This is a genomic window from Chelativorans sp. M5D2P16 (assembly GCF_034427935.1).
GTDB lineage: Bacteria > Pseudomonadota > Alphaproteobacteria > Rhizobiales > Rhizobiaceae > Chelativorans.
On record NZ_JAXQNM010000002.1, the window covers coordinates 56355 to 70713 of the forward strand.

Annotated in this window: 14 protein-coding genes; 5 read left to right on the forward strand and 9 right to left on the reverse strand. The window is 65.2% G+C overall.

The window, feature by feature from the left end:
* Window positions 1-40: 40 nt before the first annotated feature.
* Both SIN08_RS00275 and SIN08_RS00280 read left to right on the forward strand, forming a co-directional pair.
* On the forward strand, window positions 41-472 hold the full coding sequence (locus SIN08_RS00275) for a tripartite tricarboxylate transporter TctB family protein (RefSeq protein ID WP_322449457.1): 432 nt from the start codon (window positions 41-43) through the stop codon (window positions 470-472).
* 1 nt (window position 473) lies between these two features.
* Complete coding sequence (locus tag SIN08_RS00280; RefSeq protein ID WP_322449458.1) at window positions 474-1994, forward strand: tripartite tricarboxylate transporter permease; 1521 nt, start codon at window positions 474-476, stop codon at window positions 1992-1994.
* Window positions 1995-2047: 53 nt separating this feature from the next.
* On the opposite strand, the gene SIN08_RS00285 is transcribed toward SIN08_RS00280, so the two are convergent.
* From SIN08_RS00285 to SIN08_RS00295, 3 genes are all read right to left on the reverse strand, one after another.
* Window positions 2048-3619, reverse strand: a complete 1572-nt coding sequence (locus tag SIN08_RS00285; RefSeq protein WP_322449459.1) for a GMC family oxidoreductase — start codon at window positions 3617-3619, stop codon at window positions 2048-2050.
* A gap of 67 nt (window positions 3620-3686) precedes the next feature.
* Window positions 3687-4226 carry a gluconate 2-dehydrogenase subunit 3 family protein gene (locus SIN08_RS00290; RefSeq protein ID WP_322449460.1) on the reverse strand — a complete coding sequence of 180 codons (540 nt, stop codon included), beginning with the start codon at window positions 4224-4226 and terminating at the stop codon, window positions 3687-3689.
* Window positions 4227-4265: 39 nt separating this feature from the next.
* Window positions 4266-4661 carry a VOC family protein gene (locus SIN08_RS00295; RefSeq protein WP_322449461.1) on the reverse strand — a complete coding sequence of 132 codons (396 nt, stop codon included), beginning with the start codon at window positions 4659-4661 and terminating at the stop codon, window positions 4266-4268.
* A 203-nt stretch (window positions 4662-4864) separates the two neighbouring features.
* Here SIN08_RS00295 and SIN08_RS00300 point away from each other — a divergent pair, with 203 nt between their 5' ends.
* On the forward strand, window positions 4865-5206 hold the full coding sequence (locus SIN08_RS00300) for a ribbon-helix-helix domain-containing protein (RefSeq protein WP_322449462.1): 342 nt from the start codon (window positions 4865-4867) through the stop codon (window positions 5204-5206).
* A gap of 70 nt (window positions 5207-5276) precedes the next feature.
* Here the strand turns inward: SIN08_RS00300 and ilvD are convergent, their stop codons facing one another.
* On the reverse strand, window positions 5277-7112 hold the full coding sequence (gene ilvD / locus SIN08_RS00305; protein ID WP_322449463.1) for a dihydroxy-acid dehydratase: 1836 nt from the start codon (window positions 7110-7112) through the stop codon (window positions 5277-5279).
* Between the two features lie 353 nt (window positions 7113-7465).
* Between ilvD and idi the strand changes: the two genes are divergently transcribed.
* Window positions 7466-8038, forward strand: coding sequence for an isopentenyl-diphosphate Delta-isomerase (idi, locus tag SIN08_RS00310; protein WP_322449464.1), 573 nt, complete (start codon window positions 7466-7468; stop codon window positions 8036-8038).
* Here the strand turns inward: idi and cydB are convergent.
* Window positions 8032-9036 carry a cytochrome d ubiquinol oxidase subunit II gene (gene cydB / locus SIN08_RS00315; RefSeq protein WP_322449465.1) on the reverse strand — a complete coding sequence of 335 codons (1005 nt, stop codon included), beginning with the start codon at window positions 9034-9036 and terminating at the stop codon, window positions 8032-8034. The genes idi and cydB overlap by 7 nt on opposite strands.
* A 5-nt stretch (window positions 9037-9041) precedes the next feature.
* Entirely contained in the window at window positions 9042-10478 is a 1437-nt protein-coding gene (locus SIN08_RS00320; RefSeq protein ID WP_322449466.1) for a cytochrome ubiquinol oxidase subunit I, read from the reverse strand.
* Between the two features lie 269 nt (window positions 10479-10747).
* On the opposite strand from SIN08_RS00320, the gene SIN08_RS00325 reads away from it, so the two are divergent.
* On the forward strand, window positions 10748-11506 hold the full coding sequence (locus SIN08_RS00325) for a TIGR04290 family methyltransferase (protein WP_322449467.1): 759 nt from the start codon (window positions 10748-10750) through the stop codon (window positions 11504-11506).
* 9 nt (window positions 11507-11515) lie between these two features.
* Here SIN08_RS00325 and SIN08_RS00330 read toward each other — a convergent pair whose 3' ends face one another.
* From SIN08_RS00330 to SIN08_RS00340, 3 genes are read right to left on the reverse strand one after another with little or no spacing between them, the layout of a single operon-like run.
* The gene (locus SIN08_RS00330) at window positions 11516-12577 is read right to left on the reverse strand and encodes a glycosyltransferase (RefSeq protein ID WP_322449468.1); all 1062 of its coding nucleotides are present in this window, start codon (window positions 12575-12577) and stop codon (window positions 11516-11518) included.
* Window positions 12568-13431, reverse strand: a complete 864-nt coding sequence (locus SIN08_RS00335; protein ID WP_322449469.1) for a PIG-L family deacetylase — start codon at window positions 13429-13431, stop codon at window positions 12568-12570. Before SIN08_RS00335 ends, SIN08_RS00330 begins: the two co-directional genes overlap by 10 nt.
* Window positions 13428-14345 carry a beta-xylosidase gene (locus SIN08_RS00340; RefSeq protein WP_322449470.1) on the reverse strand — a complete coding sequence of 306 codons (918 nt, stop codon included), beginning with the start codon at window positions 14343-14345 and terminating at the stop codon, window positions 13428-13430. Before SIN08_RS00340 ends, SIN08_RS00335 begins: the two co-directional genes overlap by 4 nt.
* Window positions 14346-14359: the final 14 nt, after the last annotated feature.

Here is a 14359-nt window from a genome sequence, read left to right on the forward strand (position 1 = left end):
CGTGTCCGCGGCCCCCGTGCCAACGAAACGGGAGGAAACCGTGAGCGACCGTATCCTGGGCAGCACATGCCTTGTCCTGGCGCTGCTCTACATCTACTTCGCCCTGCAGACGCCCGTCGGGTTCGTATCGGACCCCATGGGACCGAAGGCCTTTCCCGTCGGCATCGGCGTGGTTCTGGCAATCGGCGCGGTCTATACGCTCCTCAAACCGGATCCGGAGCCGGTCTGGCCGCGGCTGGGCCGCTTCGGGGAGATCGTCTTCGCCGTCGTGGTGATGGTCGCCTACACCTACGCCCTGCCGGAGTTCGGCTTCGTCGTTTCCACGAGCGTCGCCGCGGGCCTGCTGAGCTGGCGCCTGGGCGCAGGGCCGCTCGCGGCCGCCGTGGCGGGTATCGGCATTGCCGTTGCGATCTTCGTCATCTTCCGCCTGGTCCTGGGCCTGTCGCTCGCCGTCGGCCCCTGGGGGTTTTGACATGGACATTCTTTCGAATCTCGCCGACGGCTTCGCCGTAGCACTCACCTGGCAGAATCTTGGACTTGCGCTGATCGGCTGCTTTCTCGGCACCATCATGGGTGCGCTTCCCGGGCTAGGGCCGTCGAACGGCGTCGCTATCCTCATCCCGCTCGCCTTCACGCTCGGCCTGCCGGCCACGCCCGCCCTGATCCTGCTGACCTCGGTCTATTACGGGGCCATGTATGGCGGGCGCATCTCCTCGATCCTGCTCAACATCCCGGGCGACGAGCCGGCCCTGATGACCACGCTCGATGGCTATCCGATGACCAAAAAGGGCCAGGCCGGCGAGGCGCTGGCCCTTTCGGGCGTGGCCTCCTTCGTCGGCGCCTTCTTCGCCACCTGGGGGCTGGTCTTCCTGGCGCCGCTTCTCGTAAATGTGGCACTCCTGTTCGGGCCGGCCGAATATTTCGCGCTTTTCACGCTGGCCTTCGCCACACTCGGCGGCATCGCCGCCCGCAACCAGGCCAAGGCGCTGATCGCCGCGGCCCTCGGCCTTGGCGTGGCCATGATCGGCGTCGACCACCAGACGGGAGTGCCGCGGCTGACCTTCGGCAACATCCATTTCTACGACGGCATTCACTTCCTGATCGCCATTGTCGGCCTGTTTGCGATCTCGGAGGTCCTTCTCTTCCTCGAGCATCAGAAGGGCGAGGCACCGGAGGCGGGTCAGACCAAGCTCGGCCGTATCACCGCGCCTTTCTCGATGCTGGCCAAGACCGCGGCGACGATGGCCCGCAGCACCGTGATCGGCTTCGTCTCCGGCGTGCTGCCGGGCGCCGGTGCCTCGCTCGGCTCCTTCGTCTCATACACGATCGAAAAACGCCTGAAGGACAAGGACAAAACCTTCGGCACGGGAGATCCGCGCGGCGTGGCCGCACCCGAAGCCGGCAACAACGCCGCCGCCGGCGGCGCGCTGGTGCCCATGTTGGCGCTCGGCGTACCGGGTTCCGGTACGACGGCGGTGCTTCTTGCCATGCTGATGGCGCTCAACATCACGCCGGGCCCGCTCCTCTTCACGCAGCAGCCGGAGGTTGTGTGGGGGCTGATCGCAGCGCTCTTCATCGGCAATATCATGCTGCTTCTTCTCAACGTGCCGATGGTGAGCATCTTCGTGCGCGTGCTTCAGGTGCCGACCAAATATCTGATGCCGGCGGTGGCCATGATCTCCTTCGTCGGGATCTACGGCCTGTCGGGCTCGACCTTCGATCTTCTGGTGATGATCGTCTTCGGCGTGGCGGGCTATCTGCTGCGCAAGCTCGACGTGCCGCTCGTGCCGGTGATCCTCGGCATCCTGCTCGGCAACGAGATGGAGAAGAACCTGCGCCGGGCCCTCACCATCTCGGACGGAGACCTGTCGATCCTCTGGGGCTCACCCATAGCGATCGGCATCTGGATTCTGGCCATCCTGGGCTTCATCGCGCCGCTGCTGTTCGGGCGGTTCGTGCGGCGCAAGCGTGCCGAGGTGAAAGCGGCGCCGTAGAAGCGTCCCGCCTCGCCGGAGAGGGGCAGCGCGGCGAGGCGCTGCCCCTTGCTTCAGATTTCCCTCTTGGCCATCTGGTCGGCGATATACTCCGCCTGCCGGACGGCCAGCGCGACGATCGTCAAGGTGGGGTTCTCCGCTGCTCCGCTGGTGAACTGGCTACCGTCGGAGACGAACAGGTTGGGAATGTCGTGCGTCTGGCCCCACTTGTTCACCACGCCTTCCTCCGGCTTCTCGCTCATCCGGTTCGTACCCAGATTGTGCGTGGACGGATAGGGTGGGGTGGGCATCGTGCGGGTGGCGCCCACCGCATCGTAAAGTGCACTCGCCTGCCGGAACGCGTGCTCGCGCATGGCAACGTCGTTCGGATGGTCTGTGAACCGGACGTCCGGTATCGGCAAGCCGTATTCGTCCTTTTCTTCGCCGTGCAGCTTCACCGCGTTCTGCTCCTGCGGCATGTCCTCGCCGACGATCCACAGCCCCGCCATGTTCTCGTAGTGGTCGAGCGCGGTCGTGAAGGAGCGGCCCCAGGATCCCGGATTCAGGAAGGCCGCCATGAAGGGGAGGCCCAGCGACAGCGTCTCCATCTCGTAGCCGCCGACAAAGCCGCGCGATGGATCATGACGCGCCTCGTCCTGGACGATGCCGGCCATGGTCGTGCCGCGCCACATGCGCACCGGCTTGTCGAAGATGGCGTAGACGGAGGCGGTCGTGTGGCGCATGTAGTTCTTGCCGACCTGGCCGGAGGAATTCGCGAGCCCGTCGGGGAAGAGGTTGGACGCCGAGTTCAGGAGAAGCCGCGGGCTTTCGATGGAATTTCCGGCCACGCAGACGATGCGTGCCTTCTGGCGCTGGAGATCGCCGTCCCTGTCCGCATAGACGACCTCGCTCGCCTTGCCGTCGGTGTCGTGCTCGATCTTCAGCACCTGGGATTGCGGCCGGACCTCGAGGCGCCCGGTGGCCTCCCCCTTCGGTATCTCTGTATAGAGGGTCGACCACTTGGCGCCCCACTTGCAGCCCTGGAAGCAGAAGCCGGTCTGCTGGCAGGCCATCCGATCGTCGCGCCATTCGGAATTGATGGCCATGCGGCCGGTGCTGACCTCCTTGTAGCCGAGCTTCTTCGCCCCGGCTTCAAACACCTTGTAGTTGTTGTTGCCGGGCAGGCCGGGGATGCCGTTGGTGCGCGTGACGCCCATCTTGTCCTCGGCCTTGGCGTAGTACGGCGCGAGGTCGGCGAGCGTGATGGGCCAGTCGATCAGGTTGGCGCCGTCGACCGCACTATAGTGCGTGCGCGGCTTGAACTCGTGTTCCTGGAAGCGCAACGAGGCGCCTGCCCAGTGGGTGGTCGTGCCGCCGACGGCCTTGACGATCCAGGCGGGCAGGCCGGGAAAATCCTTTGCAAGCCTCCAGCCCCCGGAAGCCGTGCGCGGGTCGAGCCAGGAAAGTTGGCTGAAGGCGTCCCATTCGTCATTGATGAAGTCCTGATACTCGATGCGCGGACCGGCCTCGAGGATGACGACATCGATGCCTTTCTGGGCCAGTTCGTTGCCGAGCGTGCCGCCACCGGCGCCCGAACCGATGATGACGACGACACTGTCGTCGTTCAGGTCGTAAGGTGCTGCCATTTTTTTCCTCCCGAAAACGACGCCTGCTTCCCGGCTGGGAAAGGCGCCGGTTGCTCAGCCTTACGGGCTAGAGCCAGTCGATGTCGTCGAAACCGCGGTCGATGTAGCCGCCCTTGGAGTAGGATTCGCCCTCGTAGCCGAAGACCGGCCAGACATCCTTTTGATTGTATAGGCCGGTCACGAGGTCCGCCCGCAGGCTCTGGAAAAATGCACTGTCCTCGATGTCCTTGAGGATTGCGGTCCGGTCCTCCTCCCAACCGACGAAGCGGTAGCCCTCTCCTCCGGCGCGGCTGTCGAGATCCGCCACGCCTTCCTCCAGCATCGCGCGATAGTCCGCATCTTCCGCCGCCTTGACATCGTGGTTCTTGACCGCGACCGCATAGAAGCGGTCGGCGATCCGGTCATGGGGATAGATGTCGCGCGCCATCTGGATCAGCGTCGCCACGGTCTCGGCCTTGAGCGCCTTCGGCTCCAGGCCCCAGGCCTGGGGCGGGCAAATGACCGTTCCCCCGCTGACCACGAGAAGTCCGCCGACGCCGAGCGTGCCGGCCCGGCGCATCAACTCGCGGCGCGTTATGCCGGAATCTCGCCTGTAGACTGTGACCATTTCCTCCTCCCTTTGCTGTCCTAGGAACTAAAGCGCCCGTCACAGGTAGCGGCCCCGGCGCTGAAGGACTTCGATCTGATAGCCATCCGGGTCGGCGACGAAGAAGAAGCGCGCCAGAAGCTTTCCCTCGTGGCTGAACTCGACGATCTTTCGCGGCTCGAGACCGGCCTCCTGAAAGCGCTTGTGCTCCGCGTCGAGGTCATCGACGGAAAAAGCCAGATGGCCGTAGCCGTCGCCGAGGGCATAGGGCTCGCTGCGATCCTTGTTGACCGTCAACTCCAGCTCGAATTCGCTCTCGGCGTTGCTCAAATAAACGAGGGTGAAGGAGTCGAACTCCAGCCGCTCCGCAACTTCGAGGCCGAACGCTTGCCTGTAGAAGCGGGTCGAGCGCGCTTCGTCGAGGACCCGGATCATGGAGTGAATCGCTTTCGCCAATGGCTCGCTCCTCTGTGCTGTTTCGCCCATTGTGCCACGGCCGCGGCGGCGGTGGTGGCATCGGGCTACTACATGGAGCGTTTCAGCGCTGAGGTGGCGGTCACGCGGATGGCGGGGGGCGCGGCAGTCGACGGGCGAGTGGATTTGGCCGTCATTGGCCTGTAAGGTTCTCGTCAAGAACCACAACAAAGGAGGAGGAAGCCATGTGCAAGGTATTCGCCGAGCAGGATCCCGCCGGCTACATGCACGTTAGCCGCTCCGTTCGCATCGGCGGCCATGCCACCAGCATCCGGCTTGAAGCGGCCTTTTGGGCGCTGCTGGACGAGGTGGCAAGGTCGCAGGGGATGACCACCCCGAAATTCCTGTCCACGCTCTACGAGGAGGCCCTGGAATCCAAGGGTGGGGTAGGCAATTTCGCGTCCATGCTGCGGACGACTTGCCTGCTCTATCTGCGCGGCAACCATGTTCCCGGCGCGGAGGATTGCGTGGCCGACTCCGAGGCCGACCAGATCGGAAAGCATACCGCACCGCTTCACCTGCAATAGAGGGCAGGCCCGGAAGCTCTCCGCCGTTCCGGGTGCCGGCTTTCGTCAGCACCCTGGTCTGGCGCTCTGCTTATTCGGGCACGCGGCGCACCGCGCCCTGGGCGGCGCTGGTGGTCATGGCCGCATAGGCCTTGAGCGCGGCGGTGACGTGACGCTTGCGCGGGGCTGCGGGCTTCCAGCCGGCCGCGTCCTGCTCGGCCCGGCGGCGTTCCAGCTCCTGCTCGTCGACGGCGAGCCGGATCGAGCGGTTGGGGATGTCGATCTCGACCGTGTCGCCCTCGCGTACGAGGCCGATGGCGCCGCCTTCGGCCGCTTCCGGCGAGACATGGCCGATCGACAGGCCCGAGGTGCCGCCCGAGAAGCGCCCGTCGGTGACCAGCGCGCAGGCCTTGCCGAGCCCCTTCGATTTCAAATAGCTGGTGGGGTAGAGCATCTCCTGCATGCCCGGCCCGCCGCGGGGTCCCTCGTAGCGGATGATCACCACGTCGCCCGGCTTGATCTCGTTCGACAGGATGGCCTTGACGGTGGCGTCCTGGCTTTCGAAGACACGGGCGGGGCCGGCAAATTTCAGGATGCTCTCGTCGACGCCCGCCGTCTTCACGATACAGCCGTCGGGGGCCAGATTGCCCTTCAGCACGGCCAGCCCGCCGTCCTTCGAAAAGGCATGCGGGACGTCGCGGATGGCGCCCGTCTCGCGGTCGAGGTCGAGCGTCTCCCAGCGCCGTTCCTGGCTGAAAGCCTGTTGCGTGGGCACCCCGCCGGGGGCGGCGCGGTAGAACGTATGAACCTTCTCCCCCGTTGTGCGGCGAACATCCCAGCGCTCGATGGCCTCGCCGATCGAGGCGGCATGGACCGTCGGCACGTCCCGGTGGAGGAGGCCAGCCCGGTCGAGCTCGCCGAGGATGGCCATGATGCCGCCGGCGCGGTGCACGTCCTCCATGTGCACGTCCGACTTGGCGGGCGCCACCTTGCACAAGACCGGCACGTGCCGCGACAGCCGGTTGATGTCGTCCATGGTGAAATCGATTTCGCCTTCCTGGGCGGCGGCGAGGATGTGGAGTACCGTGTTCGTCGAGCCGCCCATGGCGATGTCGAGCGTCATGGCGTTCTCGAAAGCGGCCTTGCTCGCGATGGAGCGGGGAAGAACGCTCTCGTCGTCCTGCTCGTAGCGGCGCTGGGCGAGATCGACGACGAGGTGCCCCGCCTCGACGAAGAGGCGCCGGCGGTCGGCATGGGTAGCGAGCATCGAACCGTTGCCGGGCAGCGACAGGCCGAGCGCTTCCGTCAGGCAGTTCATCGAATTGGCGGTGAACATGCCGGAGCAGGAGCCGCAGGTGGGGCAGGCCGAGCGCTCGATCGCCTGGACGTCCTCGTCCGAGATCCGGTCGTCGGCGGCCGCCACCATGGCGTCGACGAGATCGAGTGCCTGCTCCTTGCCGGAAAGCACCACCTTGCCCGCTTCCATCGGTCCGCCGGAGACGAAGACCGTCGGGATGTTGAGCCGCATGGATGCCATCAGCATGCCAGGTGTGATCTTGTCGCAATTGGAGATGCAGACCATCGCATCGGCGCAATGGGCGTTGACCATGTACTCGACGGAATCGGCGATGAGCTCGCGCGAGGGCAGGGAATAGAGCATCCCGTCGTGCCCCATGGCGATGCCGTCGTCCACGGCGATGGTGTTGAATTCCTTGGCCACCCCGCCGGCCGCCTCGATCTCGCGCGCGACGAGCTGCCCGAGGTCCTTCAGGTGCACGTGGCCGGGCACGAACTGGGTGAAGGAATTGACGACGGCGATGATCGGCTTGCCGAAATCCGAGTCCTTCATGCCGGTGGCGCGCCAGAGGCCGCGGGCGCCGGCCATGTTTCTGCCGTGGGTCGTCGTGCGGGAGCGGTAAGAAGGCATGTCTTTTCTTCGGTTCCTCTTGATCTGTCGGGCGCGACTATATCCGGGCGGACCGGCCAAGGCTACCGCCCACGTGGCCGTCCTCAGCCGCGGTCCTTAGCGGGAAAGGACACGAGGGGCACGACCGCCCATCATCGAGCGAGGACTTGAGGCGTGCGGCGTGCGGTTCTCGCGAAACGCCGCGCGCCCTTGACCCGATGGGATTGCGGCGTATCTGTCGGGGATGCTCCGTGTCGCCACATTTCCGGCCGCCGCGCCATGGCGGCGTCCGGCGCCGGCCAGTCAACGAAAGGAACGCCCACCGCTTCTTCCGGCAGCGGCAAGGGGCGGAGAATTGCAAGGGCCTCCTTCCGATGTCGCATGAAGAACAAGTCATCCTGGTCAGCCCCGACGACAGGGCCGTCGGCGTTGCCGGAAAGCTCGAGGCGCATCGCCGCGGCCTCAGGCATCGGGCGTTTTCGGTCATCCTGTTCAATGGCGAAGGCGAGATGCTGATTCAGAAGCGGGCGGCGGAAAAATATCATTCCGCCGGGCAATGGGCGAACGCGTGCTGCTCCCATCCGCGTCCCGGCGAGGCGGTGGATGCGGCGGTCGTCCGCCGGCTCCGATGGGAGCTCGGCATCGACTGCCCGGTCATGCCGCTGCAGACCGTCTCCTATTGCGCGCGCGTCTCGTCCGAACTCGTGGAGAACGAGGTCGCGCATCTCTTCGTCGGCCGTCATGACGGCACGCTGCGGCCCAATCCGGAAGAGGTCGCGGAGACGCGCTGGATCGATCCGGACCGCCTCATGCGGGAGGTTGCGGCCGCGCCCGAGCGGTTTACCGTCTGGTTCCGGATTTATCTCGAGCGGTGTGCGCCGTCATTTGCCGCCGCGGCCCGCAAATTGTCGGTCTCCTCGCACAGGGCGCTTGTGACGCCTCAGTGATATCCTTCGCCGGGTGCGATCTTGCCGCGGAAGACCCAGTAGACGAAAGCGGTGTAGCCGAGCACCAGTGGCAGCAGGAAGATGGTCCCCATCAGGAAGAAGATCTGCGATGCCGGCGCGGCGGCCGTGTCCCAGAAGGTCAGGTGCGGCGGCACCAGATACGGCACGTTGGAAATGACGAGACCGGCATAGCCCAGCAGGAACAGGACGATGGTGCCGAAGAAGGGCAGGCCGTCCCTGCCGGCCTCGATCCAGCGCCACACGCCGAAGGCTGTCAGGGCCGCGGCGAGCGGGATCGGCCAGAGCAGAAAGATGTTCGGCGTGCTGAACCAGCGTTCGGCGACGCGGTCGATCCCCAACGGCGTCCAAACGCTGATCACCGCCATTGCCCCGACCACGCCGAGAAGCAGCGCAGGCGCGTAACGGCGGGCGAACTCGCGCACCGGCCCGCTCGTGCGCATGATGAGCCAGGTGGCGCCGAGGAGGGCGTAGCCCGCCACCACGGCCAGGCCGACGAAGATGGAAAAGGGTGTGAGCCAGTCGAAGGCACCGCCGGCATATTGCCCGTTCTCCACGTCGATACCCTGCAGAAGGCCGCCCAGGATCACACCCTGCAGGAAGGCGGCGACGATCGAACCGCCGGCGAAGGCGATGTCCCATATCAGGTGGCCCGGCTTGGCGACCCAGCGGAACTCGAAGGACACACCCCGGAAGACAAGCGCCAGAAGCATGCCGATGACGGGCAGGTAAAGCGCCGGCATGACAACGGAATAGGCCATCGGGAAAGCGACCCAGAGGCCGCCGCCGCCCAGCACCAGCCAGGTCTCGTTGCCGTCCCAGAAGGGGGCGACCGAGTTCATCATCAGGTCGCGCTCTTCCTCCTCGCGGGCAAAGGGAAACAGGATGCCGATGCCGAGGTCGAAGCCGTCGAGAATGACATACATGGCAACAGCGGTGCCGATCAGGCCGGCCCATATGACGGGAAGATACCATTCCATGATCGTCACCCCTTCGGCGCCGTGAGGGGCCGCCCCGGGCCCTCGCCGGATTCGCGGCCGGTCGCTTCGCGCGTGGCTCCTTCGGCGCCCGAAAGCGGCCGGTTCGGCACGCCGGTGGCGGCTTCGGTGGCCCGGCCGACGGGGCCCTTATGGATCAGCCGGTTGATGTAATAGATCCCCATCGCGAAGACGATGCCATAGATGAAGACGAAAAGCGCCAGCGTGCCGGCGACACTGGCGCCGGGCACGGGCGAGACGGCGTCCACCGTTCGCATATGGCCGTAGACGACCCATGGCTGCCGGCCCTGCTCGGTCACGAACCAGCCGGCGAGGATGGCGATGAAGCCGAGCGGCCACATATAGGAGGTGGAGCGCAGGAAGAAGGCGCTGTCGAAGAGCCGTCCGCGCCACCACAGGTAAAGGCCCCAGAAGCCGACGGCGATGAGCAGCAGGCCGATGCCCACCATGATGCGGAAGGTGAAGAAGACATTGGCGACGGGAGGCCATTCGTCCTCGGGGAAATCCGTGAGGCCGAGATAGGTGCCGTTCCAGTCATGGGTCAGGATAAGCGCGCCGAGATGGGGGATGGCGACCTCGAAATGGTTGGTGCGCTGTTCCTCGTCGGGAATGCCGAACAGCACCAGATGGCCGGGATCGCTCTCGCTCCAGTGCCCTTCCATCGCCGAGACCTTCACCGGCTGGTGCTCGAGCGTGTTGAGGCCATGCATGTCACCGATGACGAGTTGCAGCGGTGCGGCAACGGCGATCATGCCGACCGCCATTCTCAGCATGGTGCGGCTTTCCTCCTCGTGGCGGCCGGCGATGAGGTAGCGCGCGCCCACGGCGAGCACCACGACCGCCGTCGTCAGATACGCCGCGTTCAGCATATGCGCCAGCCGGTAGGGAAAGCTCGGATTGAAGATCACCTGCAGCCAGTCCACGGGATAGGCGATGCCATCGCGGATCTCGTGCCCGGCCGGCGTCTGCATCCAGCTGTTGGCGGCCAGGATCCAGAATGCGCTGATCGAGGTGCCGATCGCCACCAGCACCGCGGCAAGGGTGATCAGCCAGTCGGGAAACCGGTTCCAGCCGAACAGCAGGATGCCGAGGAAGGTCGCCTCCAGATAGAACGCCGTCAGCACTTCGTAGCCGATCAGCGGGCCGATCACATTGCCGCTGAATTGCGAGAAGCGGCTCCAGTTGGTGCCGAACTGGTAGGACAGAACGATGCCGGAGACCACGCCCATGGCGAAGGAAACGGCGAAGATCTTGGTCCAGAAGCGCGCCAGCCGGTGGTATTTCTCATTGCCGGTCCGCAACCAGGTGAGGAGCAGGACCGCGATGAAGGCCGACAACCCGATGGTGAAGGCAGGGAAGATGATGTGGAAGGAGACCGTGAAGGCGAATTGGATGCGTGCCAGAAGAACCGGATCAAATTCCATTTCCCCCTCCAATGGCGGCAAGCCGCAACGAACCGGCTCGCGGCGCCATAATCTGCAGGATGGGTGTGCTTGTCCACCCCGCAGGTGTCGCTGCGTGCGAAAGCCGCACCCGGTTCGATAGGACACGTCGGAATTGCCGCGCATGCGGAACTCTCGCAGCCGCGGGAGGTTCTGACGGGAAGACGCCTCAGGGCCGGTGGATAGATGGTCGCGCTACGCCACACCATAGCTGTCCATGGGCCCGGGGAAACGCGCAGGAGACAAACGCGATGACGGCCGGCTTGGACGCGGAAGACACGCGCGAGATTCGCAAGCGTATCGAGGAGCTTGGCCCCTGGTTTCACAATATGCGGATTCGCGGCGTCGAAACCGCGCCCGATCACTTCCTCGGCAATTATCCGGCGTGCAAGTGGGAGACCTTCGCGCAGGTTCTGCCGGAGGATCTGACGGACAGGACGGTGCTGGACATCGGCTGCAACGCCGGCTTCTACTCCCTCGAGATGAAACGGCGCAACGCGCGGCACGTGGTGGGCATCGATCACGACGCGCATTATCTGCGCCAGGCGGGTTTTGCAGCGGAGCAGGAGGACTTGGACCTCGAATTGCACCAGATGTCCGTCTACGATGTGCCGAAGCTTCAGCGCAGGTTCGACCTGGTGATCTTCACCGGCGTTCTCTACCATCTGCGCCATCCGCTGCTGGCGCTGGATATGATCTACGAGCACGTCGCGGACGATCTGCTTCTCTTCCAAAGCATGCAGCGCGGCAGCGATGACGTTCCGCAACTGGAGCGGGATTATCCGTTCTCCGAGCAGGCGGTGTTCGACGAGCACGCCTTTCCCAAGCTGCATTTTGTTGAGCACCGCTATTGCGGCGATCCGACGAACTGGTTCATTCCCAGCCGCGCGGCCGTCGAAGGCATGTTGCGCAGCGCCGGATTCGCCATCGAGGCGCATCCGGAGCGCGAGGTCTATCTTTGCCGGAAGGGTGTGCGGCCGGACTATGTCGATCCGCCGCCATGCGCGTAGCAGGCGGCCTCAGCCGGTCTTCTCCAGCGCGCCTTCTTCACCATTCTGCCGGCCGATACGCCCGTAGACATCGAAATACCGCGCCGTCATCGTTTCGAGCGAGAAGCGCTCGGCCGCAACGGCCCGGCATTCCTCCGGATCGAGGTCGCCGGTGGCAAGGATCGCCTCTGCCATCTCGCGCGCATCCCTGACAAGGAAACCGGTCTTGCCGTGTTCGATGATGGATGGAAGCGCGCCGTTGGGCAGTGCGACGACCGGCGTGCCGCAGGCAAGCGCCTCGATCGCCGCCAGCGAGCTTGTCTCGGCCGCCAGGCTCGGGATGAGCGCGCAGCGCGCAGCGGCGAGAAGGCGCCGTTTGCGGTCGAAGCCGAGCGGGCCGAGAAAGCGGCGGCGTTCATCGAGAAGAGGTCTGACCCGTTCCTCGAAATAGCACTCATGAGCCGCATAGGGGAAAACCTGGCCACCGATCAGCAGCGGCGTATCGGCCAGGCGGCAGGCTTGAAGGGCGATGTCGATCCCCTTCTCGGGGCAGATGCGGCTCAGGACGATCGCATGCCCGCGCTTGCGGCACGTGGTGGCAAACAGCTTCGGCGAGACGCCGTTCGGTATTGGCGGCAGGAGTTGCGCTCCCGGCGGCCGGGTCGCGTGTTGGGCCTCGGAGACGCAGTGGAGCCGGAGATCGGCCTGCAGATGGAAAATCGAGGTGGGATACCAGTCGAGCGGCAGGTGGAGGGTGGCAAGCGTGGGAACGCCTTCGGGGAGGTATGCCGGAAAGTCGATTCCGTGCAAATGAACCAGATCGAGAGTTTCGTCATGCACGACCTCGCTGATTGCCGCGCGGTAGGCTGCCCAGGCCCGCTCGTGGGCGGTCTCGTCCACCCGGCCGCTTTCCACCGCGACGGGTACGAGCTCTCCGGCGGAGCTCGACCCCTCGCAGGCGATCACGATCGAGCGATGCCCTTGTTGGACCAGCGCGTAATCCAGGGCGGACAGCACCTGCTCCGCGCCGCCCACGGCGTCGAGACCGACGGGGGCGAAAGGGTAGGCCACATTGAGGACCGTCAGAACCATCGCGGCAGGCCGAGTTCGCGGCGCGCCTCTTCGGCGAGGCAAAGCCACGTCTTCCCATCGAGCCCCCAATCGAAGCGCTCGTAAAGAAGTTCCCCGCCATTGGGCAATCCCGCAAAATCGTAGCGCGGCGCAGGGCGAAAGCACTCCACCGCGCAGGTGAAGCGCGCAAGCGTACGGTGCTGGCTGGCATGAGCCCAAAGCATTCTTTGTTTGCCCTGCGCCCTTTCGGGCGTGAGGGCGATTCTGATCTCCCTGCCGCCGGGATGTGGCCGCAGCGCGAAATCCTGGGCCGTCCAGTTGCCACAGCGTGAATGATACAACGGACATTCAACGATTTCAGGTGCGGCGGCACCGCGCTCCTCCAGGAGCCGGCACGCGGCATGGACGATATGGGCGGTCGCGTCGTGATCCGGATGGCCGCCCTCATAGGCATGGGTGATCACCGTGCGTGTCTGGCTGCCATGGAAGGTCGCGGCCAGCGACCGCGTCAGTTCAGGCATTTGAAAGGCCACTGTCTGGTCGGCCGCGCCCAGGGGAAGCAACGCTTCGGCCGGAATACCGGCCATGGCCACGGCGGCGGCCAGCTCACGTTTTCGCGCTGCGGCGTAGTCTTCGCGGCGGGAGAACCCGTTGGCCAGGGCGTCCGCCATCCCGGCGGGGGCTCCATCCGTCACGTGAAGCAGGCGGATTCCCGGCAGCCGCGGCAGATGTCCGCCGATGGCGATGGTTTCGTCATCGGGATGGGCGAAGACGGCCATTATGCCGCTGCCGTCGATGATCGCTTCAACGGAATTGCCGAGCCGGTCGAGGAAGCGGCGGCCCGCCTGCCGTTTCCGCCCGGCATCGGGCTTCATGCGGCTCCTCTTATGCGGCGTTTGGAATGGCCCGCGTAGCGCTCGATCATGGACGCACAGAAGTCGGCGAACTCCTCCTTCACGAGCGGCGGGCTGGTGTGGTGGGGGGCGATGCCGCGGTGCTCAGGCGTGAAGCAAAAGGTAAGCGTCACGTCGAAATCCTCGATCGCCGCCATCTGCCGGTCGAACCAGTCGAGCGCGTTGGGGCGGAAACTGTCGGCCCAGGAAAGACCCGTACGCAGCGACTTCACGCCCAGCCGCTTCAGCCACTCCACGCCTTCCTCGAGACGCGGATCTTCGAAATGGAACCACTGGCAGATGCCGAAATCCGGCGTATGGCGGGCGAATTCTTCCAGCGCCGGCTTGGGCGTGCCGTCCTCGCGGATGAGTCCCATGTAGAAGTGCCGGTAATAGGAGGAGCCTTCCGCTTCCTTGTGCCGCGTCGTGGCCCCCCAGGATTGCGGCAGGTCGAACAGGCTGTACCATTGGATGCGCGGTGCGCGGCCCTTGAGCAGTTCCGCCGTGCGCTTCAGGCCCCACAGCTGGACTTCCTCCGCGCCGAACGACGAGACGCCCACCTCGCTGACCCAGACGGGCAGCCGTGTGAGCGCCTGGATCTCGGCGAGCTTATCCGGCCACTCGTGGACCGACCACAGGTTCCAGTCGAGCGGGAAGCCGTGGACCGCGACCGCGTCGACATGGTCCAGCACCGATCGGCTCTGCATGTTTTGAATGAAGAGCGGGTCGATCGGCGAGATTCCGCCCAGCACCGTGGTGACGTCTGGGTTCGCCTCACGGATCGCATCCGCAGCGCTGACCGCCATGTCGGCGAAAAGCGACCAGGCCGGATCGATCTCCAAGTCCCAGTGGGACTTGTTGTTGGGCTCGTTCCATATCATTGCAGCTTCGATCATCGCTCGGCTTTCCC